Source organism: Streptomyces rubiginosohelvolus (assembly GCF_014649875.1).
GTDB classification, from domain to species: domain Bacteria; phylum Actinomycetota; class Actinomycetes; order Streptomycetales; family Streptomycetaceae; genus Streptomyces; species Streptomyces rubiginosohelvolus.
Window position 1 is genome coordinate 434,680 of sequence record NZ_BMTW01000002.1, and the last position, 25,437, is coordinate 460,116.

Annotated in this window: 23 protein-coding genes; 6 read left to right on the top strand and 17 right to left on the bottom strand. The window is 73.1% G+C overall.

Annotated elements, in window-relative coordinates; all coding sequences use genetic code 11:
* Window positions 1-57 precede the first annotated feature (57 nt).
* From IE134_RS09265 to IE134_RS09285, 5 genes are all read right to left on the bottom strand, one after another.
* Window positions 58-2,601 carry a DUF4118 domain-containing protein gene (locus tag IE134_RS09265; RefSeq protein WP_098016577.1) on the bottom strand — a complete coding sequence of 848 codons (2,544 nt, stop codon included), beginning with the start codon at window positions 2,599-2,601 and terminating at the stop codon, window positions 58-60.
* A gap of 182 nt (window positions 2,602-2,783) precedes the next feature.
* A complete protein-coding gene (locus IE134_RS09270) occupies window positions 2,784-3,518 on the bottom strand; it encodes an ABC transporter ATP-binding protein (protein WP_032767664.1) in 735 nt (244 codons plus the stop codon).
* Window positions 3,519-3,696: 178 nt separating this feature from the next.
* Entirely contained in the window at window positions 3,697-4,470 is a 774-nt protein-coding gene (locus tag IE134_RS09275) for a DUF3710 domain-containing protein (protein ID WP_030716133.1), read from the bottom strand.
* 1 nt (window position 4,471) lies between these two features.
* Entirely contained in the window at window positions 4,472-5,002 is a 531-nt protein-coding gene (gene dut / locus IE134_RS09280; protein ID WP_030716130.1) for a dUTP diphosphatase, read from the bottom strand.
* On the bottom strand, window positions 4,999-5,583 hold the full coding sequence (locus IE134_RS09285; RefSeq protein ID WP_029182603.1) for a PaaI family thioesterase: 585 nt from the start codon (window positions 5,581-5,583) through the stop codon (window positions 4,999-5,001). Before IE134_RS09285 ends, dut begins: the two co-directional genes overlap by 4 nt.
* 58 nt (window positions 5,584-5,641) lie before the next feature.
* Between IE134_RS09285 and IE134_RS09290 the strand changes: the two genes are divergently transcribed.
* A complete protein-coding gene (locus IE134_RS09290; RefSeq protein ID WP_010063403.1) occupies window positions 5,642-6,100 on the top strand; it encodes a DUF3093 domain-containing protein in 459 nt (152 codons plus the stop codon).
* 27 nt (window positions 6,101-6,127) lie between these two features.
* On the opposite strand, the gene IE134_RS09295 is transcribed toward IE134_RS09290, so the two are convergent.
* From IE134_RS09295 to IE134_RS09310, 4 genes are all read right to left on the bottom strand, one after another.
* Window positions 6,128-7,090 carry a hypothetical protein gene (locus IE134_RS09295; protein WP_030716126.1) on the bottom strand — a complete coding sequence of 321 codons (963 nt, stop codon included), beginning with the start codon at window positions 7,088-7,090 and terminating at the stop codon, window positions 6,128-6,130.
* 13 nt (window positions 7,091-7,103) lie between these two features.
* The gene (locus IE134_RS09300; protein ID WP_003965732.1) at window positions 7,104-7,400 is read right to left on the bottom strand and encodes a DUF4193 domain-containing protein; all 297 of its coding nucleotides are present in this window, start codon (window positions 7,398-7,400) and stop codon (window positions 7,104-7,106) included.
* 403 nt (window positions 7,401-7,803) lie between these two features.
* Complete coding sequence (locus IE134_RS09305) at window positions 7,804-9,045, bottom strand: sensor histidine kinase (RefSeq protein ID WP_098016578.1); 1,242 nt, start codon at window positions 9,043-9,045, stop codon at window positions 7,804-7,806.
* 5 nt (window positions 9,046-9,050) lie between these two features.
* On the bottom strand, window positions 9,051-9,704 hold the full coding sequence (locus IE134_RS09310; protein WP_010063408.1) for a response regulator transcription factor: 654 nt from the start codon (window positions 9,702-9,704) through the stop codon (window positions 9,051-9,053).
* A 382-nt stretch (window positions 9,705-10,086) separates the two neighbouring features.
* Between IE134_RS09310 and IE134_RS09315 the strand changes: the two genes are divergently transcribed.
* Entirely contained in the window at window positions 10,087-10,260 is a 174-nt protein-coding gene (locus IE134_RS09315; protein ID WP_010063409.1) for a hypothetical protein, read from the top strand.
* A gap of 91 nt (window positions 10,261-10,351) precedes the next feature.
* Here IE134_RS09315 and IE134_RS09320 read toward each other — a convergent pair whose 3' ends face one another.
* Window positions 10,352-11,152 carry an inositol monophosphatase family protein gene (locus IE134_RS09320; RefSeq protein ID WP_030716122.1) on the bottom strand — a complete coding sequence of 267 codons (801 nt, stop codon included), beginning with the start codon at window positions 11,150-11,152 and terminating at the stop codon, window positions 10,352-10,354.
* A gap of 45 nt (window positions 11,153-11,197) precedes the next feature.
* Window positions 11,198-12,325, bottom strand: coding sequence for a ferrochelatase (locus IE134_RS09325; RefSeq protein WP_030716120.1), 1,128 nt, complete (start codon window positions 12,323-12,325; stop codon window positions 11,198-11,200).
* Window positions 12,326-12,522: 197 nt separating this feature from the next.
* Between IE134_RS09325 and IE134_RS09330 the strand changes: the two genes are divergently transcribed.
* Together IE134_RS09330 and IE134_RS09335 are read left to right on the top strand one after the other, a co-directional pair.
* On the top strand, window positions 12,523-13,767 hold the full coding sequence (locus IE134_RS09330) for an MFS transporter (protein WP_030716118.1): 1,245 nt from the start codon (window positions 12,523-12,525) through the stop codon (window positions 13,765-13,767).
* Window positions 13,727-15,046, top strand: a complete 1,320-nt coding sequence (locus IE134_RS09335; protein WP_098893966.1) for a D-arabinono-1,4-lactone oxidase — start codon at window positions 13,727-13,729, stop codon at window positions 15,044-15,046. The genes IE134_RS09330 and IE134_RS09335 overlap by 41 nt, the downstream gene beginning before the upstream one ends.
* Window positions 15,047-15,137: 91 nt before the next feature.
* Here IE134_RS09335 and IE134_RS09340 read toward each other — a convergent pair whose 3' ends face one another.
* The gene (locus IE134_RS09340) at window positions 15,138-16,214 is read right to left on the bottom strand and encodes a hypothetical protein (RefSeq protein ID WP_030716113.1); all 1,077 of its coding nucleotides are present in this window, start codon (window positions 16,212-16,214) and stop codon (window positions 15,138-15,140) included.
* A gap of 489 nt (window positions 16,215-16,703) precedes the next feature.
* Here IE134_RS09340 and sepH point away from each other — a divergent pair, with 489 nt between their 5' ends.
* Window positions 16,704-17,801: a septation protein SepH gene (sepH, locus tag IE134_RS09345; RefSeq protein WP_097985267.1), complete on the top strand. Its 1,098-nt coding sequence runs from the start codon at window positions 16,704-16,706 to the stop codon at window positions 17,799-17,801.
* A gap of 114 nt (window positions 17,802-17,915) precedes the next feature.
* Here sepH and IE134_RS09350 read toward each other — a convergent pair whose 3' ends face one another.
* Complete coding sequence (locus IE134_RS09350) at window positions 17,916-18,746, bottom strand: sulfurtransferase (RefSeq protein ID WP_098893964.1); 831 nt, start codon at window positions 18,744-18,746, stop codon at window positions 17,916-17,918.
* A gap of 236 nt (window positions 18,747-18,982) precedes the next feature.
* Here IE134_RS09350 and IE134_RS09355 point away from each other — a divergent pair, with 236 nt between their 5' ends.
* A complete protein-coding gene (locus IE134_RS09355) occupies window positions 18,983-19,765 on the top strand; it encodes a VOC family protein (RefSeq protein WP_030716106.1) in 783 nt (260 codons plus the stop codon).
* Between the two features lie 72 nt (window positions 19,766-19,837).
* Here IE134_RS09355 and IE134_RS09360 read toward each other — a convergent pair whose 3' ends face one another.
* The 4 genes from IE134_RS09360 to IE134_RS09375 form a co-directional block, all read right to left on the bottom strand.
* Window positions 19,838-20,488, bottom strand: a complete 651-nt coding sequence (locus IE134_RS09360; protein WP_030716103.1) for a thymidine kinase — start codon at window positions 20,486-20,488, stop codon at window positions 19,838-19,840.
* 44 nt (window positions 20,489-20,532) lie between these two features.
* Window positions 20,533-21,720 (bottom strand): alkaline phosphatase family protein, encoded by a 1,188-nt coding sequence (locus tag IE134_RS09365; protein ID WP_189430164.1) that lies wholly within the window; start codon window positions 21,718-21,720, stop codon window positions 20,533-20,535.
* The gene (locus IE134_RS09370; protein WP_006128099.1) at window positions 21,720-22,316 is read right to left on the bottom strand and encodes a DUF5998 family protein; all 597 of its coding nucleotides are present in this window, start codon (window positions 22,314-22,316) and stop codon (window positions 21,720-21,722) included. The genes IE134_RS09365 and IE134_RS09370 overlap by 1 nt, the downstream gene beginning before the upstream one ends.
* Window positions 22,317-22,381: 65 nt before the next feature.
* Window positions 22,382-25,372 carry a bifunctional acetate--CoA ligase family protein/GNAT family N-acetyltransferase gene (locus tag IE134_RS09375; RefSeq protein WP_030716097.1) on the bottom strand — a complete coding sequence of 997 codons (2,991 nt, stop codon included), beginning with the start codon at window positions 25,370-25,372 and terminating at the stop codon, window positions 22,382-22,384.
* Window positions 25,373-25,437: the final 65 nt, after the last annotated feature.

A 25,437-nucleotide genomic window follows, 5' to 3' on the forward strand; every position in this document is an offset into this window, starting at 1 on the left:
TGTACGGGGAGGAGCTGGGGAACACGTCGGGGCGGGCGGAGTGCGCCCGGGGGTGGGTCACGAGGTGACCCGGGCCGGAAGCTCTGGGTCGGCCCGGACGCCGCCCGGTGCCGCGGCCAGCGTCAGGACCATGGTCAGCCCGCCGCCCGGGGTGTCCTCGGCGTCCAGCGTGCCGCCCATGGCCTCGGCGAAGCCCCGGGAGACGGCGAGGCCGAGCCCCACTCCGGCGCCGCGCGGGGCGTCCCCGTACCGCTGGAAGGGCTCGAAGATGCGTTCCTTGGCCTCGTCGGGGACGCCCCGGCCCCGGTCCACCACCCGCAGCTCGACCCGGCCGCCGAGTGCGCTGGCGGCAACGGCGACGGGCTCCCGGCCCGGGTTGTACTTGACGGCGTTCTCGACGATGTTGGCGACGACCCGCTCCAGGAGCCCGGGGTCGACGGCGACCATCGGCAGCGTCTCCGGGATGTCGAGGTCGACGCTGCCCTCGGGGACGCCGCCGAGTGCCATGGGGACCACCTCGTCGAGGTCGATCTCGCGGATCAGGGGCGTCACGGTGCCGGTCTGGAGGCGGGACATGTCCAGCAGGTTGCCGACGAGGTGGTCCAGCCGGTCCGCGCCGTCCTCGATGCCTTCCAGAAGCTCCGCCTCGTCCTCGTCGGACCAGGCGACGTCGTCGGAGCGCAGTGAGCTGACGGCGGCCTTGATGGCGGCCAGCGGGGTGCGCAGGTCGTGGCTGACGGCGGCTAGCAGGGCGGTCCTGATCCGGTTGCCCTCGGCGAGTCTGCGGGCCTGCTCGGCCTCCCCGACCAGGCGCTGGCGGTCCAGAACGACGGCTGCCTGGGCGGCGAACGCGCCGAGCACCCGGCGGTCCTCGGCGGGCAGCACCCGGCCGGAGAGCGCGAGGGCCAGGTTGTCGCCGACCGGCATGTCCACGTCGGCGTCGTCGGGGCGGGCGACCGGGGCCGGGCCGACGGATCCGGCGCAGGTCCACGGCTCGACGTCGCTGCTGCGCTCCAGCAGGGCGACGGACTCCATGGCGAAGGTCTCGCGGACCCGCTCCAGCAGGGCGTCCAGGGCCGTTTCGCCGCGCAGCACGCTGCCGGCCAGGAAGGAGAGGATCTCCGACTCGGCGCGCAGCCGGGCCGCCTGGTGGGTGCGCCGGGCCGCGAGGTCGACCACGGAGGAGACCGCCACCGCCACCGCGAAGAAGATCACGATGGCGACGAGGTTCTCCGGGTCCTGGACGGTCAGAGTGTGGGTGGGCGGGGTGAACCAGTAGTTCAGCAGCAGGCAGCCGACGGCCGCCGAGGCCAGCGCGGGTCTCAGCCCGCCGAGCAGGGCGGCGGCCACCGTCAGGAAGAGGAAGAGCAGGACGTCGTTGGCGAGGCCGGGAGCGTCCTCCATGGAGCGCAGGACCACCGCGAGCAGGACGGGGCCGACGACGCCGACGAGCCAGCCCCAGATGATCCGGGCGCGGCCGAGCCGGGCGCCGCGGGCGATGGGCAGACCGCGGCCCTTGGCGACCTCTTCGTGGGTGACGATGTGGACGTCGAGGTCGGGTCCGGACTCGCGGGCGACGGTCGCGCCGACCCCGGGGCCGTAGATGTACTGCCAGGTCTTGCGGCGGCTGGAGCCCAGCACGATCTGGGTGGCGTTGACGCCCCGCGCGAACTCCAGCAGGGCGGCCGGTATGTCGTCGCCGATGACGTGGTGGAAGGTGCCGCCGAGGTCCTCGACCAGGGTCCGCTGGACGGTCAGCTCCTTCGGGGAGGCGGAGGTGAGGCCGTCGCTGCGGGCGATGTAGACGGCGAGGATCTCGCTGCCGGAGCCCTTGGCGGCCATCCGGGAGGCACGGCGGATGAGGGTGCGGCCCTCGGGCCCGCCGGTCAGCCCGACGACGATGCGTTCGCGGGCCTGCCAGGTGGTGCGGATGTTGTGCTCGCCCCGGTACTGCTGGAGGTACTCGTCGACCCGGTCGGCGGTCCACAGCAGGGCCAGCTCGCGCAGGGCGGTGAGGTTGCCGGGGCGGAAGTAGTTCGAGAGGGCGGCGTCCATCTTGTCGGGCTGGTAGATGTTGCCGTGCGCCATCCGGCGGCGCAGCGCCTGGGGCGACATGTCGACCAGTTCGATCTGGTCGGCCCGGCGGACCACCTCGTCGGGGACGGTCTCGCGCTGCCGGACGCCGGTGATCGACTCGACGACGTCGCCGAGCGACTCCAGGTGCTGGATGTTGACCGTGGATATGACGTCGATGCCGGCCTTGAGCAGCTCCTCGACGTCCTGCCAGCGCTTGGCGTTGCGGGAGCCGGGGACGTTGGTGTGGGCGAGCTCGTCGACCAGGGCCACGGCCGGGGCGCGCTCCAGGACGGCGTCGACGTCCATCTCGGTGAAGACGGCGCCGCGGTAGCTGATCTCGCTGCGCCGGACCTGCTCCAGGCCGTGCAGCAGCACCTCGGTGCGCGGCCGGGCGTGGTGCTCCACGAAGGCCACCACGCAGTCGGTGCCGCGCTCGACCCGGCGGTGCGCCTCGGAGAGCATCGCGTACGTCTTGCCGACGCCCGGTGCCGCGCCCAGGTAGATCCGGAGTATGCCGCGTCCCATGGCCCCATTGTCTTCTTCCGTCCGGCCGTGTCCTGCGGAGGGCCGGTGGCGCGCCCGGTGCGGCTGCCGCCATCGACGCTACTCCGCCGCGGGCCGTGGTTCGGTCCGGGGAGTGCAGGTGAGGGGCGTATTGACGGAACTCTGATGCGCGCCGGGAGAGCCGGAAGGGTGGGCCCGGGGGCTCAGGACTGTTCGACGATATGGCCGTCGCTCAGCTCCAGGACCCGGTCGGCGAGGCCCAGCAGCTGGGGGTCGTGGGTGGCGACGAGGGCGGTGACGTTCTCGCTGCGGACGACCGCGCGGAGCAGTTCCATCACGGCGAGCCCGGTCTCGGCGTCGAGCTGTCCGGTGGGCTCGTCGGCGATCAGGAGGGCGGGGCGGTTGGCGAGGGCGCGGGCGATGGCGACACGCTGCTGCTGGCCGCCGGAGAGCTCGCCGGGCCGCTGCTCGGCGTGGTCGGCGAGGCCGACGAGGGAGAGCAGCAGGGCGACCCGTTCGTCGCGCTCGGCCGGGTCGGCCTTGCGCAGCCGGAGCGGTACGCCGACGTTCTCGGCGGCGGTCAGGATCGGGATGAGGCCGAAGGACTGGAAGATGAAGCCGACCCGGTCCCGGCGCAGCTCCAGCAGGCCCTTCTCGCCGAGGCCCGCCAGCTCGGTACCGTCGACGGTGATCCGGCCGCTGTCGGGGGTGTCCAGGCCGCCGACCAGGTTGAGCAGGGTGGTCTTGCCGGAGCCGGAGCGGCCCTTGAGCGCGACCAGCTCGCCGCGCGGGATCTCGAAGGAGACGCCGCGCAGGGCGTGCACGGCCGCCGCTCCGCTGCCGTACGAACGGTGCAGGTCCTCGACCGTGACCATGGCGCTGCGGGCCGGGTCCTCGGCGAGGGCCGTGCCGGACTGCCCGCTGGTGCTCTCGGTCATGCTGCTCCCCCGTCGTACGTACATGGCCCGCGTCTGACCCGCGTCGTCGCCCGCCAAGTATGTGTGTACGGCACACGGCCGGGCAATGGCCGGGGCCGGTACGTGCGACGGCCGGTGGGCCGCACCCGGGAAGGGGTGCGGCCCACCGGCCGTAGCTGTGGAGTTCCGCGAGGTGCCGCTAGCGGACCTCGGTGATCTCGGGGCCGCGCTGGAGCTGGCCCATGCCGCCGGAGAACCGGGAGCTCTCCTGGTCCTCCTGCTGCACACCCTCGGGCACCATCTGGGCGTCGTTGGGGAGCTTGAGGACGATCGGGTCGCGGGGGGCCATCGGGCCGTCGCCGCGGACGACCACGGTGTCCCGGAAGATCGTCTCCAGCAGTCCGGCGGCCTCCGGCTGGACGGCGCCCTGGCCGGAGATCACTCCGCGCAGGAACCAGCGGGGACCGTCGACGCCGACGAAGCGCACGAGCTGCACCCCGCCCGTGCCGTCCGGGAGCTGTACGGGGACCTGCGCGCGCAGCTCCCAGCCCAGCGGGCCCTCGACCTCGTCGATGACGCCGCCCTGCTGGGTGATGCCCGAGGCGATCTCGTCGCGGACCTCGCCCCAGATGCCCTCCTTCTTGGGGGCGGCGAAGGCCTGCAGCTGGACCGCGCTGTCGCGCAGCACCACGGTGGCGGCGACGATCGCGTCCCCGGCCACCTCGACGCGCAGTTCCATGCCCTCGACCCCGGGGACGAAGATGCCGCCCAGATCGACCCGGCCCTCGCCGGGCTGGGAGACCTCGGAGCTGTCCCAGGGTCCGTCCGGCCGGGGGGCCGGCGGAAGATTCATCCGACGCGTGCCCCCGGCGGCGGCGTCGCCGCTCTCGGGCTCGTCGGCGACCTGCTCGGCCTCGCGCACCTCGTCCGCCGCGTCCTCGGCGGAACCACTCTTCTTGCGACGTCCGAACACGTCACTGTCCTTCCCGGTCGGATACGACCGAAGCGTAGCTGTTCCCACCGTGGGTGATCCCGCCCTCGGCGCCGTCCACCGACGCGTGGCCGCCGGTGGACCCGAAGCCCCCTTCGGCCCGCGCCGAGCCGGGAAGTTCCGCCACCTCGTGGAAGCGCACCTTCTCGACCTGCTGGACAACCAGTTGGGCAATCCGGTCGAACCGTTCGAATCGCACGCTCTCGCGTGGATCGAGGTTGACCACGATCACCTTGATCTCCCCACGGTACCCGGCATCAACCGTCCCTGGGGCATTCACGAGGGCCACTCCGCAGCGGGCTGCGAGGCCGGAGCGCGGGTGCACGAACGCGGCGTACCCGTCGGGCAGGGCGATCGAGACCCCGGTGGGCAGCACCACGCGCTCGCCGGGGGCGAGTTCGGCGGCCTCGGTGGTCACCAGGTCGGCACCGGCGTCGCCCGGGTGCCCGTACGCCGGAATCGGCACATCCGGGTCGGTCCGGCGGATCAGTACGTCGACGGGGTTGCGGGTCACGGGTTCACCTCGAAGGCGCGGGCGCGGCGGACCTGGTCGGGGTCGGACATGGCGGCCTGGATCTCGGCGGGCCTGCCGTTGTCGATGAAGTGGTCGACCTTGACCTCGATGAAGAGGGCGTCGGCCCGGACCGCGACGGGGCCTTCGGGGCCGCCGATCCGGCCGGTGGCGGTGGAGTAGATCTTGCGCCCGTGCACGGCGGTGATCCGGGCGTCGAGGTGCAGCACGGTGTCCACGGGGACGGGGCGGACGAAGTCGGTCTCCAGCCGTCCGGTCACCGCGATGGTGCGCAGCAGCCAGTTCAGCGAGCCGAGCGTCTCGTCCAGCGCCGTGGCGAGCACGCCGCCGTGGGCGAGGCCGGGGGCACCCTGATGGGCGGGCTGCACGGTGAACTCGGCGGTGACGCTCACGCCTTCACCGGCGCGCGCCATCAGGTGCAGTCCGTGCGGCTGTCCCCCGCCGCAGCCGAAACAGTGTTCGTAGTGCGCTCCGAGGAGCTCGCCGGGGGCGGGCGCGTCGGGGTGCCGGACCGGCGCGACGGCGTCGGCCGGGGGTGTCAGAGCTGCTGATGTTCCACTCACAGGCGCAGACCTTACCCGCGCGGCAGGGTGCGGGTCGCGCCGTGCCAAGCTTGGTGCCATGCAGCCTTCCGCCCCGCCCTTCGACGAACGTCTCACCGCGCCCCGCTCCTGGTGGTTCATCGCCTTCGGGGTCGGTGTCGCCTGTGCTCTGATGCTGCTGCCGCTGGGCACGCTGCCGATGCTCGCGGGGCTGGTCGGCGGGACGGCCGCGGCGGCCCTCGTGGTGAGCGGTTACGGCTCGGCCCGGATCCGGGTGGTGGCGGGGTCCCTCGTCGCCGGCGAGGCCCGGATCCCGCTGTCGGCGCTCGGTGAGCCCGAGGTGCTGGACGCGGAGGAGGCGCGGGCGTGGCGCACGCACAAGGCGGACGCCCGTGCGTTCATGCTGCTGCGCGGCTATGTCGAGACGGCGGTGCGGGTGGAGGTCACGGACCCGGAGGACCCGACTCCGTACGTCTATCTGTCCACCCGGGACCCGCGGGGCCTGGCGGCGGCGCTGAGCGGCGCCAGGACCGCCTGAGCCGTTCGCCGGACCGGCCGGGTGCCCTCAGGGGCCCTCGATCTCCTTGGGCAGCTCGGCCGGGTTCAGCGGCTGCTCCAGCGGCGGCAGCGCGGGCAGCCGGTCCCAAGGGATCTGGTCCTTGCGCAGGTCGTCCCTGACCCGGTCGGCGAGCTTGCGGGTGTCGCGGCGGTTCATCGTGGCGCCGACGGCGGCGCCGATCATGAACGGGATCAGGTTGGGCAGATTGCGCGCCATGCGCTTCATGATCTGCTGCCGCAGCTCACGCTTCATCTGGCCGCCGAGGGCGGCGTTGAGCGTGGTGGGCCGGGTGACGTCGATGCCGCGCTCCTCGGTCCACGACGTCAGATACGCGGTGCTGCGCTGGCCGAGATTGCCCGGGGGCCGACGGCCGTAGACCTCGTGGAGCTCGGCGACGAGCTTCATCTCGATCGCGGCGACGCCGGTGACCTCCGCCGCCAGCTCGGCGAGCATCGCGGGCGGTACGGGCATCATCGCGGCGGCCCCGATACCGGCGCCGACGGTCGCGGTGCCCCGGCAGGCTCCCGTGACCAGCTTGTCGGCCAGCTCCTCGGGCCCGAGGCCCGGAAACTGCCTGCGCAGGGTGGCGAGGTCGCGCACCGGCACGCGCGGAGCCGTGTCGATGATGCGGTCGGCCAGCTGTGCGGCCAGTGCCTTCGCGCTCTCGCCGCTCTTGCGTACGCCCCGTTTCACTGCGTGCAGGCGGCCCCCGGCCTGGGGCTCCGCCCGGTCCTGCTGTTCCCGCTGCGCGGCCAGGTCCGGCAGTGCTGCCGACCCGGCCACTTCGAGCGAGGCCGAACGGCCTCGCTCGTCGTCGGGACCGCCGGAGTGATCCGGCGGGGCGGCGGACCGCTCGGCAGACGCGTGACCGCCTTCTGCCGGGCCTGTGCCGCCGGTACCGTCCTGTGGTGCCTGCTGGCCGTGCCGACGCCAGGGGCGCCGCTTCCGGAACGGTGTCTCGCCTGCCACGGTCGACTCGACCTCAGTCGCAGTCGCGGCAGATGGGCTGACCGTTCTTCTCGCGGGCCAGCTGGCTGCGGTGGTGCACCAGGAAGCAGCTCATGCAGGTGAACTCGTCGGCCTGCTTGGGCAGCACCCGGACGGCCAGCTCCTCGTTGGAGAGGTCCGCGCCGGGCAGCTCGAGGCCCTCGGCCGCGTCGAACTCGTCGACGTCGACGGCGGAAGCCGTCTTGTCGCTCCGACGCGCCTTGAGCTCTTCGAGGCTGTCCTGGTCCACGTCGTCGTCGGTCTTGCGTGGGGTGTCGTAATCCGTTGCCATGTCGCTCTCCCCCTCTTGGGTGTCTAGGTGTCTCAGCGCACGTAACGCGTGAGAGGCCGGACTTGTGCCCGACCTGAGGCGGAGATTTTGCCTCACATCAAGGTCTGTTACTCAATCGACACCCAACCGGCCGCCTCGGCGAGGCTCGGCTTGGGTGGCGATGGGGACCGTACACGGTCCCGCCTGCGCAGTTCACGGGCGCCACCCCGTGTACTTCCCGTGATAACGATCCCCGAAAACCCGGACGATTACCGGCTTTCCGACAGAGTCGTGATCACGGAGAGTAGATGGGCGGAAAATCGGCCCTGTGATCGATCACACACGACCCGCCCGGGAACGGGTCCTGAAAATTCCGCCCAAAGCGAACATGAAGATTCGGTACGGAGTCACATCGTGCAGCCTCTCAGACCGGCAGAGTGACGCGCATCACGAGACCGCCGCCCTCGCGGGGCTCCGCGATGATACGGCCTCCGTGGGCCCGCGCGACGGACCGCGCGATCGACAGGCCGAGCCCGACCCCCTTGTCGCTGCCCGTGCGCTCCGTACGCAGCCTCCTGAAGGGCTCGAAGAGGTTGTCGATCTCGTACGCCGGGACCACCGGGCCGGTGTTGGAGACGACGAGCAGGGCCTGCCCGTCCGACATCTCGGTGGTGACCTCCACCCAGCCGTCCTCGGGCACGTTGTAGCGCACGGCGTTCTGCACGAGGTTCAGCGCGATCCGCTCCAGCAGGACGCCGTTGCCCTGCACCGTGGCCGAATCCCGCTCGCCGCGGATCTCGACCTTCCTGGCCAGCGCCTCCGCCCGGGTCTGGTCGATGGCGCGCTCGGCGACCTCCGCCAGGTCGACCGGTTTGCGCTCGACGATCTGGTTGTCGCTGCGGGCCAGCAGCAGCAGGCCCTCGACGAGCTGCTCGCTGCGCTCGTTGGTCGCCAGGAGGGTCTTGCCGAGCTGGTGGAGCTCCGGCGGGGCCCCGGGATCGGAGAGATGGACCTCCAGCAGGGTGCGGTTGATCGCCAGCGGGGTGCGCAGCTCGTGCGAGGCGTTGCCGACGAACCGCTGCTGTGCGGTGAAGGCCCGCTCCAGCCGGTCCAGCATGTCGTCGAAGGTGTCCGCCAGCTCCTTCAGCTCGTCGTCCGGGCCGTCCAGCTCGATCCGCCGGGTGAGGTCCGTGCCGGCCACCCGGCGCGCGGTCCGGGTGATCCGGCCGAGCGGGGACAGGACGCGTCCGGCCATGGCGTATCCGAAGGCGAAGGCCATCACGCTGAGGCCGACCAGGGCGAGGAGGGCCCGGTTGAGCAGGCTGTCCAGCGCCTGCTGCCGCTGGGCCGACGTACAGGCCTTGATCGCGTCGTTCAGCTGGTCGTTGTTGAGGGCGGCGCCCAGCTGCGGGCAGGTGTCGCTGGTGATCTGGACATTGGTCCCGGCGACCCGGAAGGCCACGCTCCCCGCGTCGTGGAGCGCCTGCGCGGCCAGCATGTAGATGATCGACAGCAGCACGATGCCCGCGATCAGGAACATCCCGCCGTACAGCAGCGTGAGCCGTATCCGGATGGTCGGGCGCAGCCAGGGGTACGGGGGGTCCGGCTGCTTGGGCTCCCAGGTGGGCTTCGGTGGCGCCGCGGGCGGCTCCGGTGTGGTGGCCATGGTCCTCAGATCCGGTATCCGGAGCCCGGCACGGTGACGATGACGGGCGGTTCGCCGAGCTTGCGGCGGAGGGTCATCACCGTGACCCGCACCACGTTGGTGAAGGGGTCGGTGTTCTCGTCCCAGGCCTTCTCCAGCAGCTGCTCGGCCGAGACGACCGCGCCCTCGCTGCGCATGAGGACCTCCAGCACCGCGAACTCCTTCGGGGCGAGCTGGATCTCCACGTCGTCGCGGAAGACCTCGCGGCGGTTCGGGTCGAGCTTGATGCCGGCGCGCTCCAGGACGGGCGGCAGCGCCACCGTCGTACGGCGGCCCAGCGCACGCACCCGGGCGGTCAGCTCGCTGAAGGCGAAGGGCTTGGGCAGATAGTCGTCGGCGCCCAGCTCCAGGCCCTCGACCCGGTCGCTGACGTCGCCGGAGGCGGTGAGCATGAGCACCCGGGTGGGCATGCCGAGTTCGACGATCTTGCGGCAGACGTCGTCCCCGTGCACCACCGGGAGGTCCCGGTCCAGCACGACGACGTCGTAGTCGTTGACCCCGATGCGCTCCAGGGCCGCGGCACCGTCGTAGACGACGTCGACGGCCATGGCCTCCCGGCGCAGTCCGGTGGCCACCGCATCGGCGAGCAGCTGCTCGTCCTCGACGACGAGTACGCGCACGGCGCAGTCCTTCCTTCGGTCCTTCGTCGGGTTCACAGAGCGAGCGGCCCACACGGGGCCGCTCGGACACGGGCAGCAGAGCCGACCGTGTACCTCCATCCTGCCCTCAACGCGCATAAACCGGCGGTAAGACGGCGGCGGGCCGGGCCTTCCGGCGGCCTTCCGCGGGGAAACGGTCGGTTTCCCGGGCCAGTTGAGGTTTCTCTGAGCTGCGGCATGGGGAAGAGGGCTTCACACCCGCGATCACGCCTGTCCCGTGGCCTGCCACGGTCCGCCTCTTTTTCCTCGGAGCGGCGGCGCGATCACCCGCTCCTCCGGCTCCCCGGCCGGGGGTATCCCGGGCACACCCCCGTGCCACCGACCCACGATGAGGGGGCGCATCATGGACGCTTTCACCGCAGGTCTGCTGCAACGCATCAAGACGACCGAGTCCGACCTCACGCGGGCGCGCGAGGACGGCGACGACTTCCTCGCGGATGTCGAGCAGGGCGAGCTGGACGATCTGCACCGTCTCGCCGCCGAGCACGGCGTACAGGTCGGCGCCGCCGGCGTCTGAGCCGTACGCCACAGGGCCCCGGATGCTGTCCAGGCATCCGGGGCCCTGTGCTGTGCCGTCGGGCTCCCAGGGCCCCACCAGGGGCTTCGGGTCAGTCGTGCCAGGCGCCCAGCTCGTCGAGTGCGGCCTGCAGCGGCTCGAAGACGCCGGGGGTGGCGGCCACCGTCAGGTCGCCGTCGGCGGGCAGCCCCGGGCGGCCGCCGGTCAGCGCGCCCGCCTCCCGGGCGATGAGGTCACCCGCGGCCAGGTCCCAGGGGTGCAGCCCGCGCTCGTAGTAGCCGTCGAGACGGCCCGCCGCCACATCGCAGAGGTCGACTGCGGCCGAACCGCTGCGCCGGATGTCGCGGAGCCTGGGGATCAGCCGCTGGGCGACGTCCGCCTGGTGGGCGCGGACGTGGGCGACGTAGTTGAAGCCGGTCGAGACGAGGGCCTGGTCCAGCGGCGCGGTGGGCCGGCAGCGCAGCGCTTCGCCGTTCGCGAACGCACCGCCGCCGAGGACCGCCTGGTACGTCTCCCGGCGCATCGGGGCCTCGACGACCCCCACGACCCGCTCCCCGTCGCGCTCGGCGGCGATGGAGACGGCCCAGGTCGGCAGGCCGTAGAGGTAGTTCACCGTGCCGTCGAGCGGGTCGATCACCCAGCGGATACCGGTGGAGCCCGGGGAGCTGGCGCCCTCCTCGCCGAGGAAGCCGTCGTCGGGGCGGAAGTCGGTGAGGTAGCCGGTGATCAGCTTCTCGGCGGCGATGTCCATCTCGGTGACCACGTCGATGGGGCTGGACTTGGTCGCGGCCACCCCCAGGTCGGCGGGGCGGCCGTCGCGCAGCAGGGCTCCGGCGCGGCGGGCGGCTTCGAGAGCGAGGCCGAGCAGTTCGGACAGGGCGGGGTCGGTCACGGTGCTCCCAGGTGATCGGTGCGCGCGGTCGGGTGGTCGTACGGGCTACACGTACGGGCTGTCGGCGCCCGCGGCGGCGGGCTTCGGGGCCCTGGCGGGGCAGCAGCCGACGGGGCAGAGGTCGTGGGAAGGCCCCAGCGACCCCAGCGCGCAGCGCTCGACCGCCCGGCCGCGCTCGCTCGCGGCACGCTCCAGGACCAGGTCCCGTACGGCGGCGGCGAAGCGCGGGTCGTCGCCCACCGTGGCGGAGCGGCGGACCGGCAGACCGAGCTCGGCGGCCTTGGCGGTGGCCTCGGTGTCGAGGTCGTACAGCACCTCCATGTGGTCCGAGACGAAGCCGATGGGCGCCATCACGACCGCGGGGACGCCCTCGCCGTGCAGGGTCTCCAGGTGGTCGCAGATGTCGGGCTCCAGCCACGGGATGTGCGGGGCGCCGCTGCGGGACTGGTAGACGAGCTGCCAGGGGTGCTCGACACCGGTCTCGGCGCGCACCGCGTCGATGATCAGCCGCGCCACGTCGAGGTGCTCGGCCACGTACGCGCCGCCCTCGCCGTGGGCCTCCACCGGGCCGGAGGCGTCGGCGGCCGAGGTCGGGATGGAGTGGGTGGTGAACGCGATGTGCGCGCCCGCCCGGACGCCCTCGGGGAGGTCGGCGAGCGAGGCGAGGACGCCGTCGGCCATCGGGCCGACGAAGCCGGGGTGGTTGAAGTAGTGGCGGAGCTTGTCGACCCGGGGCACATCGAGGCCCTCGGCCTCCAGGGCGGCCAGCGACTCGGCGAGGTTCTCACGGTACTGGCGGCAGCCCGAGTAGGAGGCGTAGGCGCTGGTGGCGAGGACGGCGATCCGGCGGTGTCCGTCGGCGGTCATCTCGCGCAAGGCGTCGGTCAGGTACGGGGCCCAGTTGCGGTTGCCCCAGTAGATCGGCAGGTCGACGCCGTGGTCGGCGAAGTCCTTGCGCAGCGCGTCGAGCAGGGCGCGGTTCTGCGCGTTGATCGGGCTGACCCCGCCGAACAGGAAGTAGTGCTGACCGACCTCCTTCAGGCGTTCGTCGGGGATGCCGCGGCCGCGGGTCACGTTCGCCAGGAACGGGACCACGTCGTCCGGGCCCTCGGGGCCGCCGAAGGAGAGCAGCAGCAGGGCGTCGTAGGGAGCGGGATCGCGCAGATCGGACATGCCGTCGATCCTGCCACCCGTCTCCGGCGGGGCGGCAACCGACATCCGACGGTCCGTCGGGAAAGCGTGGAACCGCTGGTGGGGAACCCGCCGGAACCGCTCCCCCGGTCCGTCCGGAATCCGGTGTCCCGGGCCTCCGCACGCCCGTAAGCTGTATGGGCCAGCTATACGCCTGACAGGCACGACCGGAGTACCCCTTGCCCAGCCCCTACCGCGCCATCTTCTCCGCCCCCGGTACCAAGGGGTTCTCCGCCGCAGGCTTCCTCGGCCGGATGCCGCTGTCCATGATGGGCATCGGCGTCGTCACGATGGTCTCCCAGCTCACCGGCCGCTACGGACTGGCCGGGGCGCTGTCGGCGACCCTGGCGATGTCGGCCGCGGTCTGCGGCCCCCAGGTCTCCCGGCTCGTCGACCGTTACGGGCAGCGCCGGGTGCTGCGCCCGGTCACGCTGGTCGCGGTGGCGGCGGTGGCGGGTCTGCTGGTCTGCGCCCAGCAGGGGGCGCCGGAGTGGACGCTGTTCGTCTTCTCGGTGGGCGCGGGCTGTGTGCCGAGCGTGGGTTCGATGGTCCGGTCCCGCTGGGCGGAGATCTACCGGGGCTCCGGCCGGGATCTGCACACCGCGTACTCGTGGGAGTCGATCGTCGACGAGGTGTGCTTCATCTTCGGCCCGATCATCTCCATCGGCCTCTCCACCGCGTGGTTCCCGGAGGCCGGGCCGCTGATCGCCGCCGCGTTCCTGCTGGTCGGCGTCTTCTGGCTGACCGCGCAGCGCGCGACCGAGCCGATGCCGCACCCGAAGTCGCAGCACACCGGGGGCTCGGCGCTGCGCTCGCGGGGGCTCCAGGTCCTGGTGGCCACCTTCGTGGCGACCGGCGCGATCTTCGGGGGTGTGGACGTGGTGACCGTGGCCTTCGCCGAGGAGCGCGGCCACAAGGCCGCGGCCTCCCTGGTGCTGGCCGTCTATGCCCTCGGCTCGTGTCTCGCGGGGGCCGTGTTCGGGCTGCTGCACCTGAAGGGGAACCCCGCGACCAGGTGGCTGGTGGGTGTCGGCGCGATGGCCGTGAGTATGATCCCCCTCCTACTGGCCGGGAACCTTCCGTTGCTGGCCGTGGCGCTCTTTGTCGCGGGCCTCGCCATCGCACCGACGATGGTCACCACCATGGCCCTCGTCGAAGCGCACGTACCGCGCACCAAGCTGACCGAGGGCATGACCTGGACCAGTACCGGGCTCGCGGTCGGAGTGGCGCTCGGCTCCTCGGCCGCCGGCTGGGTGGTCGACGCCGCCGGGGCGAAGGCGGGGTACGCGGTGCCCGTCGTGGCGGGAGCGCTCGCGGCGGCGGTGGCGTTCCTGGGATATCGCCGGCTGGCCGGGCCGGCTGCGACGGGAGGGCGCGGGGAAGATGACCGACACCTACGCACGGACGACGAGCGCGTGGCGTAACTGGGCGGGCACCGTCACCGCCCGGCCTGCCCGCACCGAGTCACCCGCGTCCGTGGACGAGCTCGCGGACGTGCTGCGCCGGGCGCACGCGGACGGCCTGAGGGTGAAGCCGGTCGGCGCGGGCCACTCCTTCACGGCGGCGGCCGCCACCGACGGGGTCCTGATACGCCCCGATCTGCTCACCGGGATCCGGGGCATCGACCGTGAGGCGATGACCGTGACGGTGGAGGCGGGCACTCCGCTCAAGCGGCTGAACACCGCTCTCGCCCGCGAGGGCCTGTCGCTCACGAACATGGGCGACATCATGGAGCAGACGATCGCCGGGGCGACCTCCACCGGCACGCACGGCACGGGCCGCGAATCGGCCTCCATATCCGCGCAGATCCGGGCGCTGGAGCTGGTCACCGCCGACGGCACGGTCCTGGTCTGCTCGGCCGAGGAGAACCCGGATATCTTCGCCGCGGCCCGGGTCGGGATCGGCGCCCTCGGGGTGATCACCGCCGTCACCCTCGCCGTGGAGCCGATCTTCCTGCTGACGGCCCGCGAGGAGCCGATGGGCTTCGACCGGGTCACCGAGGACTTCGACCAGCTCGTGGCCGAGAACGAGCACTTCGAGTTCTACTGGTTCCCGCACACCGGGAACTGCAACACCAAGCGCAACAACCGCAGCGCCGGACCGGCCGCCCCGCCCGGCCGGGTGAGCAGCTGGATCGACGACGAGCTGCTGTCCAACGGGGTCTTCCAGGTGGCCTGTTCGCTCGGCCGCGCGGTCCCGGCGACGATCCCCTCGATCGCCAGGCTCTCCAGCCGGGCGCTGTCGGCGCGTACGTACACCGACATCCCGTACAAGGTGTTCACGAGCCCGCGCCGGGTGCGGTTCGTGGAGATGGAGTACGCCGTTCCGCGAGAACAGGCGGTGACGGTGCTGCGGGAGCTGAAGGCCATGGTCGAGCGGTCGCCGCTGAAGATCAGCTTCCCGGTCGAGGTGCGCACCGCTCCGGCCGACGACATGGCCCTGTCGACCGCGTCCGGCCGCGACAGCGCGTACATCGCCGTGCACCTCTACAAGGGCACGCCCCATCGCTCGTACTTCACGGCGGTCGAGCGGATCATGACGGCGCACGCCGGCCGGCCGCACTGGGGCAAGATCCACACCCGGGACGCGGCCTACCTGGCGGAGGTCTACCCGCGCTTCGGTGAGTTCACCGCGCTGCGCGACCGGCTGGACCCGGACCGCCTGTTCGGCAACGACTATCTGCGGCGCGTGCTCGGCGACTGAGTCCGGCCCGCCTCCGGTACGACGTCGGCCCCGGTCCTCTCCGTGGCGGAGCGGGCCGGGGCCGATGTGCTGTGCGCGGTACGCCGGTGGGTCACTCGGCGTCGGCGCCCGCGCCGGGCGGGGCCTGCTCGCCCTGCCCGGGGGCGACGCCCGTGCCGGTCGAGGGTTCGCCGGTGCCGGGGTCCGACGGAGTCGGCTGCGTCGGCTCGGGCGTGGGCTCACCGGCGGATCCGGAGGGCGTCGGGGTGGGGGTGGGCCCGGTGGTCGGGTTCTCACCGCCGGTGCTCCTGCCCGGGTCCGGGCTCGTGCCACTGCCGTCGCCGCCATCCGTGGCGGGGGAGGATCCGGTGCCGTCGCCCGGGGTCGGGGACTGCTCGTCCGCTCCCCCGTCCTGGCCGGTGTCCCCGGAGGGGGCGGGGTCCGCGGGCCCGGGGTCCCGGTCGCCGCCGCGCACGACGGAGCTGAGGGTGGTGCCCTGGCCGCCGCTGAGGTCGTTGCCCGAGATCAGCTCGAACGCGGTGATCCCGGCCATCGAGACCGCGAAGACCGCGGCGGCCGCCAGCGCGGGCCGCTTCCAGCCGCGCAGCCGCGTGCCGTGCGTGACACCCTCGCCGAACGCCTCGTCGGGACCGGCGGCCCGGTCCGCTCCGGCCTGCGGGAGCATCTGCGTACGGTCGTCGGCGCGCGGGATCATCTGCGTACGGTCCGCGTCGGCTCCGGCTCCGGGGCCTCCGGCCGGTGGGACGCGGAGCATCCGGGTCCGCTCGTCGCCGAGGTTCAGCAACTGCGTCCGGTCCGTGTCGAGCGGCCTCAGCACCTGTGTGCTCTCCGCGTCCGGGATCACCTCCGGGACCGTGCCCGGGCCGACCGTGGGCAGCACCGTGGTGGCGTCGTCCGCCGGCTGCGGCCCCGTCGGCTCCGGCTCCGTCCGCTGCGCGGCGGCTCTGCGCCCGGCGGGCGTCGTCTCCTTGGTGTGCACGGTCACCTGGCGGCCCTCCGGGTGGGTCACCTGGACCGTCACCTCACGGATCTGCTCGCCGGTGCGGCGGAAGAAGTGCTGGAAGACCGAGCCGCCGCACGTGGCGACGACACTCATCACGCCCGCGCCGGCGATCGTCCCGTACACGCCCAACTGCGAGGCCAGCACCGCTGCCGCGACGGCCGCCACGGCGCTCCCGGCGACCTGCGGGAGACTCAGATCTATGCGCCTTTCCTTGGGTTCTGCGTCACTTTCCGGCTTCTGAACCATTACCAGCCCCTGCTTGACATCTCTCCCACCATGCAACAGGAAGGGACAAATGAGCGAAGTGGATAGTTCCGATTCTGGTGATTGTGTGAAGCACAACACGCATCAGGGGCATTTCGCGGAGAACTGGGTACCTCAACTCCCGCAGCCCGCGAGAACTTCGGCGGCGCGCCGGTCCACCCCGGTGGCCCGAATGGAGTACTGTGACGAGCCCTGGGGCGGACTCCGACGTGGGAATCCGCAGCTACCGGAGGGGGCCACGGCGGCACCCTAGGTGGGCGAACCGGGGCGAGCGCCCGCCACGCCGGGCAATTTGGCAAGGTTGTGGCAGGCTGCACCCGGGCAGGTCACACTCGACTAGCGGAAGCAGCGACGCACGTGACGTCGGCAGGCACCACCCGGGAGGTCCCCATGCCCGAACTGCGTGTCGTGGCCGTCTCCAACGACGGCACACGACTGGTGCTCAAGGCTGCGGACAGCACGGAGTACACGCTTCCGATCGATGAGCGGCTGCGCGCCGCCGTGCGCAACGACCGCGCCCGGCTCGGCCAGATCGAGATCGAGGTGGAGAGCCACCTCCGGCCCCGCGACATCCAGGCCCGCATACGGGCCGGTGCCTCCGCGGAGGAGGTCGCCCAGTTCGCGGGCATCCCCGTCGACCGTGTACGCCGCTTCGAGGGCCCCGTGCTCGCGGAGCGCGCCTTCATGGCCGAGCGGGCCCGGAAGACTCCTGTGCGCCGTCCCGGCGAGAACACCGGCCCCCAGCTCGGCGAGGCGGTGCAGGAACGTCTCCTGCTGCGCGGCGCCGACAAGGAAACCGTCCAGTGGGACTCGTGGCGCCGTGACGACGGCACCTGGGAAGTCCTGCTGGTCTACCGGGTCGCGGGCGAACCGCACTCGGCGAGCTGGACGTACGACCCGCCGAGGCGGCTGGTCCAGGCGCTGGACGACGAGGCGCGCTCGCTGATCGGCGAGACCGACGACGTCGCCGCGCCGGAGCCGAGCTTCCCGTTCGTGCCCCGGATCGCCCGGCTGCCGCGTGACCGGCCGCTGGACCGGAGCCTCGACCGGCAGGCCGACCGCGAGCGCCCGCTGGACCGGGCCCTGGACCGGCAGATCGAGCGGCCCGCGCCGGTCGCCGAGCCCGAGGAGTACGTGAGCAGCGCGTCGGCCGGTGAGCGTGACTCGCTGACCAGCCTGCTGGAGGCGGTGCCGAGCTTCCGGGGCGACATGGTCGTGCCCGAGCGGCCCACGCAGCCCGAGCCGCCCGCGCTGGAACCGGCGGAGGAGGCGGAGGCGGACGAGCCGCCGGCCGCCGCCGCTTCGGCCGGTGCCGGGTCGGCTTACGCGGATGTGCTGATGCCGCGCGCGGTGGCCGGTCATCGCGACCGGCTGACCGGGACGACGGACCGTCAGGCGGAGGCGGACGGGGTCCGGCCGGGCCGCCGGGCCGCCGTGCCGAGCTGGGACGAGATCGTCTTCGGCACCCGGCGCAAGAAGCAGGACTGACCGGGGATGACCACCGGTGGGGGCGGGGGCCGTACGCGATGGCGTACGGCCCCCGCTCCTTCGCCGTGGTCCGGCGCGGCCCCGGTCGGGATCGGCCGGACCCGCGCTGCGGGACTACTGGGGCTCGGGCCCCGTGGCGACCGGCCGGGAGGGGTCCGAGGACCACTCGGACCAGGAGCCCGGATAAAGGACACCGGTGAAGCCGGCGATCTCCAGGGCCAGCACCTCGTGCGCGCCGGAGACCCCGGAGCCGCAGTAGACGCCCACGCCCTCGGTGCCGGCCTCCGCCCCCAGCCCGGCGAACCGTGCGGCCAGCTGCTCGGCCGGGAGGTAGCGGCCGTCGGCGTCGACGTTCTGCGTGGTCGGCGCGGAGACGGCCCCGGGGATATGGCCGCCGACGCGGTCGATCGGCTCCACATCGCCCCGGTAGCGCTCGGCCGCCCGGGCGTCCAGCAGCAGACCCGACCGGGCGAAGGCCGCCGCCCTTTCCGCGTCCAGGGTCGGCAGGGCCCCCGGCTTCGGCCGGAAATCGCCCTCGGCGGGGTGCGGGATCTCCGTGGTGAGGTCACCGGTCCAGGCGGCGAGCCCGCCGTCCAGGACGCGTACGTCCCGGTGCCCGGTCCAGCGCAGCAGCCACCAGGCGCGGGCCGCCGCCCAGCCCTGCCCGCCGTCGTACACCACGACGGGGGTGTCCTGGCCGACCCCGGCCCGGCGCATCACGGCACCGAAGGCCTCCGGGTCCGGAAGGGGGTGGCGGCCGCCGTCGCCCGCCGGTCCGGCCAGCTCCGTGTCGAGGTCGACGAAGACCGCGCCGGGCAGATGGCCGGCCTCGTAGTCGGGGCGGCCGTTCGGGCCGCCGAGCTGCCAGCGGACGTCCAGGAGCACCGGGGGCCGGGACCCGGCCGACTCGCTGGCGCATTCGGATGCGGTGATGATGGGCTTCATGGGTGCCATCCTCGCGCAGCGGGGCCGGCACCCGTAACAGCATCGGACGGGACGGCCGGCGGGAATCCGGCCGTCCTTCGTCGAGAACCCGGACGACGCGGCGCGGCCGGTGCGCCTCCCGCGCCGGGGGGTGCAAGCATCTGCACGGGGCACGCGGACCACGTCCTGACCCGGGACGGCTCCGCTGTCCCGTTCCCCCGCACGGCCACCACAACGGTCCGAGGAGAGAGAAGACGATGACCGAGGCCCCCGCCCGGCGCACGCCCGGAACACCTTGCTGGGTGAGTCTGATCGTGCACGGCCTGACCGCGACCCAGGAGTTCTACGGAGCCCTGTTCGACTGGGAGTTCCGGCCGGGCCCCGAACAACTGGGCCCCTACGTCCGCGGGCTGCTGCACGGCGAGGAGGTCGCGGGCATCGGCCAGCTGCCGCCCGACCGGCATCTCCCGATCGCCTGGACCACCTACCTCGCCACGGACGACGCCGACGTCACCGCGGAGGCCATCCGCGCCTGCGGCGGGACGGTCGCGGTCGGCCCGCTGGACGCGGGCGAGGCCGGGCGGCTCGCCATCGCCTCGGACCCGAGCGGGGCGGTCTTCGGTATCTGGCAGGGCTCGGAACACATCGGCACGATGACGGCGGGCGTACCCGGCACCCCCGTCTGGAACGAGCTGGTGACGCGGGAGACCTCGATGGTCGCGAAGTTCTACCAGACGGTCTTCGGTTACGAGACGGAGGCGGTGCTCTCCGCCGACTTCGACTACCAGACGCTGCACCTGGACAACGTGGCGGTGGCGGCCCTGCACGGGGTCGGCCACGCGCTGCCGCGCGACCGGGGGCCGCACTGGATGACGTATTTCGAGGTCGCCGACACCGACCGGGCCGCGGCCCGGGTGGTGGAGCTGGGCGGGCGCGTCCTGCAGCCGCCGCGCGAGGGGTCGAGCGGCAGGCTGGCGACGGTCGCGGACCCGGAGGGGGCCGTGTTCACGGTCATCCGGTCCGCTTCGGACACCGCCTGACACGTCCTGGTACGACGGTCCCGGCGACGCCCGGCCCGGCGCTGCGGGGGTTGGATCCGGCGCCCGTACGGCTCAGACGGAGGACACCGGCAGGACATCGGGCGAGAGCGCGCCCGCGCGGGCGGTCTCCGCGGTCATGCGGCGGCAGTGGTGGCGGCGGCACAGCACCTCGTAACCGACCTCGCCCGCCTGCCGGTTGACGTCGCCGACGACGACCTGGGCCCCCTCGACGACCATCTCGCCGTCCACGGTCCGGGCGTTGTGCGTGGCGCGGGCCCCGCACCAGCAGAGCGCCTCGACCTGGAGGGCCTCTATGCGGTCGGCCAGTTCGATCAGCCGCTGGGAGCCCGGGAACAGCTTGGTGCGGAAGTCCGTGGTGATGCCGAAGGCGAAGACGTCGAGCTTCAGATCGTCGACCACGCGGGCCAGTTGGTCGATCTGGTCCGGGGCGAGGAACTGCGCCTCGTCCACGATGACGTAGTCGACCCGGCCGCCCCGGCTGACCCGGTCCACGATGTGCGCGTACAGGTCCATGCCCTCCTCGGCCTCGACGGCGTCCGTCACCAGGCCGAGCCGGGAGGAGAGCTTGCCCTCCCCCGCGCGGTCGTCCCGGGTGAAGATCACGCCCTGGAGGCCGCGGGCCGAGCGGTTGTGACCGATCTGCAGGGCCAGCGTGCTCTTTCCGCAGTCCATGGTTCCGGAGAAGAACACCAGCTCGGGCATGAGGGGTCGAGCACCTTTCGGAGGGGGCGGTACGGCAGGAAGGGTTACGAGCGTACTTCGAGGAGGGGGACGAGCTGTTCCACGGGGGTCAGGGAGCCGTGCACGCCCGCCATCGCCGACTCGTGCGGCTCGTTGACGGAGGCCGTGATGATCACGTCGTCGTGGGCGGCGGCGACCACGTCGCCGATCCGGCCGTACACCCGCTCGTCGACCGTCGGGCCGAACCAGCCGGCCGCGATCGCCTCGTCCCGGCTCGCGATCCAGAACTGCTCGCCGAGGACCTCGCGCCAGACGGCCAGGACGTCGGCCTGGGCGCCGGGCACCGCGTAGACGTGGCGGGCGCGGCCTTCACCGCCGAGGAGGGCGACGCCCGCGCTCAGCTCCCAGTCCTCGTCGAAGTCGATCCGGGACTGATCGTCGAACGGGATGTCGATCATGCCGTGGTCGGCGGTGATGTAGAGCGCGGAGCGCGGCGGGAGCTGCTCGGCGAGGCGGCGGGCGAGCCCGTCCACGTACATCAGCTGGCCGCGCCAGGCGTCGGAGTCGGTGCCGAAGCGGTGGCCCTTGCCGTCGACCTCGCTGTAGTACGTGTAGACGAGCGAACGGTCGCCCGCGGCCAGGCGCTGGGCGGCGACGTCCATCCGGTCCTCGCCGGAGAGCCGGCCGAGGAAGGATCCGCCGCTGAGCGCGATCTTGGTCAGGGGGGTCTGCTCGAACATCGGCGCGGAGACCTGCGCGGTGTGGACGCCCACGGCGTCGGCGAGCTGGAAGACCGTGGGGTACGGCTGCCAGGCCTTCGGCTCGGTCCACGGCTTCCAGCGGAGCTGGTTCATCAGCTCGCCGGTCTGCGGGTTGCGCGCGGTGTAGCCGGGAAGGCCGTGCTCGCCGGGCGGCAGCCCCGTACCGACGGAGGCGAGGGAGGTCGCGGTGGTGGAGGGGAAGCCCGCCGTGAGCGGGCGGCCGGTGCCACCGCGCGAGGTGGGGAGCAGGGAGTGCAGGAAGGGGGCCTCGTCCGGGTGGGCCTTGATCTGCTCCCAGCCGAGGCCGTCGATCAGGAAGACGCAGTTGCGGTCCGCCGGGGTCAGCTCGGGGATCGCGGCGGTGAAGCCCGGCACCTCCAGTCCGGCGGCGAGCGTCGGCAGCAGGTCCGCGAGCGAGCCGCTGCCATACTCCGGCACGGGCGCGGTGTCGAGGGCCAGCGGCTCGGGGTCCTGCCAGGCGGGCTGGGCCATCAGCGGCCACTCGCCGCGGTGGCGGCCGTGGCCTCGGAGAGCGCCTGGGCGAAGGCGAGGGTCTGGCGCACGGCGTCGGGGCCGTCGCCGGCCTCGCTGACCCGCAGGCTCAGGTCGTCGGCGGTGGAGCTGCCGGTGTAGCCGTGGTCGGCCTCGCAGTTGGAGTCGCCGCAGGCGGCGGGCTCCAGGTCGATCCGGGAGACCGCGCCCCAGCCGATGGTCAGGACGACCTCGCGGGGCAGGGTGCCCGGGACGTACTTCTCCGGGTTGGCCACCACGCGGCTGACGACGACGGAGGAGATCCGCTCCAGCTTCACCGACTCGGTGGAGGTGGTGGCGTACGGCGTCGGGGAGCTGGTGTCGGCGGCCTGCTCGTCGGTGTGGCTGACGATGAACCGGTGCTCGGTCAGGACGAGGACGGTCACATGACGGCGGACCTCGTTGGAGTCGAACGTGGTCTCCTGGTGGACCAGGTACGAAGCGACCGGCTCCCCGCCGACGGCGGCCTCCACCGCCTCGGCCACGAGGGCCGGGTAGTAGCCGCTGCGCTCGATCGCCGCGCGCAGCCCCTTGGTCGTCGTACCGGTCTTTGCCATGAGCACCATCCTACGGCGGGCCGGTGACTGCCGGGGACGCCCCGGGGGCCACCGGCCGCTGGGTCTCAGTAGTTCGGAAGGCGGCGGGGGCCGACGTCGCTCCGGGCGGGCGGCGGGGCGAGCCGGACGCTCGCGCCGAGCACGGTGAGTCCCTGCGGGGCGACGACGACGGGTTCGAGGGCGACGGAGACCACCTCCGGGTGGTCGTCGACCAGCCGGGACAGCCGCAGCAGCAGCTCTTCGAGCGCGGCCGTGTCGACCGGGGCCGAGCCGCGCCAGCCGAACAGCACCGGGGCCGCCCTGATGGACCGGATCAGCTCGGCGGCGTCCCGGTCGGTGGCGGGGACCAGCCGGTGCGCGGTGTCGCCGAGCAGTTCGGAGGGCGCTCCCGCGAGGCCGAAGGAGAGGATCGCCCCGGCCGCCGCGTCGATGGAGGCCCGCACGACGGTGTCCACGCCGCGCGGGGCCATCGCCTGGACGACGGGGAGCAGTTCGGCGGGCTTGCCGAGGAGGTCGGTGAGCTCTCCGTACGCCCGGCGCAGCGCCTCCTCGTCGGCGACGTCGAGGCGGACCCCGCCGAGGTCGGCGCGGTGGCGCAGGTGGGGCGCGGTGGTCTTGAGGGCCACCGGGTAGCCGAGCCGGGCCGCCGCGGCGACGGCCGCCTCGGGGTCGGGGGCGGGGAGGGTGGGGCGTACGTCGATGCCGTAGCGGCCGAGCAGCTCGCGGGCCTCGTCGTGGGTGAGCGGGCGCCCGCGCGGGTCGGGGGCGGTGGCGAGCTGTGCTTCGATCAGGGCGGCGGCCCCCGCCTCGTCGATGGTGTCGTCGAGGAACTCGGGGATCTTGCCGGGCACGGCCGCCTGCCGGCGCCACTGGGCGTACTTCACGGCCTCGGCGAGCGCGCGGACGGCGCGTTCGGCGGCGGGGTAGGCGGGGATACGGCCGGGGCGGGGCGGGGTCTCGGGGTCGGCTGTCGCGTCAGCCGGTGTTCCGGAGGCGGGTGTTCCGAGGGCGGCCGTGGCCGTCGCGGTTCCGGGGGCGGTGGGTCCTGTGCGGGCGGTGGCCGTGGCCGGGGTGGTGGTCCCGGCCCGGTCGTTGGTCGCTTCCGAGGCGGTGGCCGCTGCCCGGTCCGCGCCCGCTTCCGGCGATACGGTCCGGGACGCCGCCGTCCGGGGGCGCGGGGTCGCCGTGCTGCTCGCGGCGGCCAGTGCCTCGGCGAGGCCGCCGATCTCGACGTGGACGACGGCCACCGGCTTGGCCGACCCCCCGGCCACCGCCTTGGTCAGGGCCTCGGCCAGCACTTGGCCGTCGCCGGTCTCGGCCTCCCCGTTCTCCCCCACCCACGGGATGGCGGTGACGATCACGGCGTCGCAGGTGCCGTCCGCGAGCGCCTCGGCCAGCGCGTCGCGGAAGTCCTGCGGGGAGGCGGCGGTGGTGAGGTCGATCGGCGGGCGCGGGCGCAGCCCCTCGGCGAGGCAGGCGTCGTACGTCAGCAGGCCGAGGGACTCGGAGTTGCCGAGGATGGCGACCCGGGGGCCGGCCGGGAGGGGCTGGCCCGCCAGCAGGAGTCCGGCGTCGACCATCTCGGTCACGGTGTCGACCCGGATGACGCCGGCCTGGCGCATCAGCGCGGAGACCGTGGTGTCGGGGATGCGGCTGACCGGGACGGCGTGGCCGGGCGGGTTGGTGCCGCTGTGCCGGGCGCCCTTCACCACGACGACGGGCTTGACGGCGGCGGTGCGGCGGGCGAGGCGGGTGAACTTGCGGGGGTTGCCGAGCGATTCGAGGTAGAGCAGGGCGACGTCGGTGTCCGGGTCCTCGAAGGAGTACTGGAGGAAGTCGTTGCCGGAGACGTCGGCCCGGTTGCCCGCCGAGATGAACGAGGACAGGCCCGCACCGCGCCGGTGGAGGCCGGAAAGCAGGGCGATGCCGATCGCGCCGGACTGCGTGAACAGACCGATCCGGCCGCGGGCGGGCGACTCGGGGGCGAGGGAGGCGTTCAGCCGGACGGTCTCGGCGGTGTTGATGATGCCGAAGGCGTTCGGGCCGATGATTCGCATGCCGTACGAGCGGGCTTGGCGGACCAGTTCGCGCTGGAGCTCGCGGCCCTCGGCGCCCCGCTCGGCGTAACCGGCGGAGAGGACGACCAGGCCCTGGACCCCGTGCTCGCCACAGTCGGCGACGGCCTCGGGGACGCGGTGGGCGGGGACGGCGATGACGGCGAGGTCGACCTGTTCGTCGATCTCGCCGAGCGAGCGGTGGGCGGGCACCCCGTCGAGGGTGGCGAGGCCCTCGTCGAAGGCGCGGTTCACGGCGTAGGTGCGGCCGGTGTAGCCGGCGGCGAGGAGGTTGCGCAGGACCGTGCGGCCCACGCCGCCGGGGGTGCGGCCGGTGCCGATGACCGCGACGGAGCCGGGGGCGAGGAGGCGCTGCACCGAGCGGGCCTCGGCGCGCTGTTCGCGGCCTCGTTGGACGGCGAGGGACTTCTCGGTGGGTTCGAGGTCGAGGGTGAGGTGGACGGAGCCGTCCTCGAAGCTGCGGCGCTGGGTGTACCCGCCGTCCCGGAACACCTTGATCATTTTGTTGTTGGCGGGGAGCACCTCGGCGGCGAAGCGCCGGATGCCGCGCTCGCGGGCGACCGCGGCGATGTGTTCGAGCAGCGCCGAGGCGACGCCGCGGCCCTGGTGGGCGTCCTGGACGAGGAAGGCGACCTCGGCCTCGTCGGCGGGGGCGGAGGCGGGGCGGCCCCGGTCGTCGATGCGGTCGTAGCGGACGGTCCCGATGAACTCGCCCCCGATCGTGACCGCCAGTCCCACCCGGTCGACGTAGTCGTGATGGGTGAAGCGGTGCACGTCCCGGTCGGATAGGCGGGGATACGGGGCGAAGAAGCGGTAGTACTTCGACTCGTCGGACACCTGCTCGTAGAAGCTGACCAGTCGCTCGGCGTCGTCCGTGGTGATCGGCCTGATGCGCGCGGTGCCCCCGTCGCGGAGCACCACGTCCGCTTCCCAGTGGTCGGGGTACGCGTGATGCGGACTCTGTTCCGGCGTGGGCTCCATGGCCGAAGCCTACGGCCGGACGGGAGGCCGGGCACAGCACCACGCACTGCATGAGAGACTGGTCT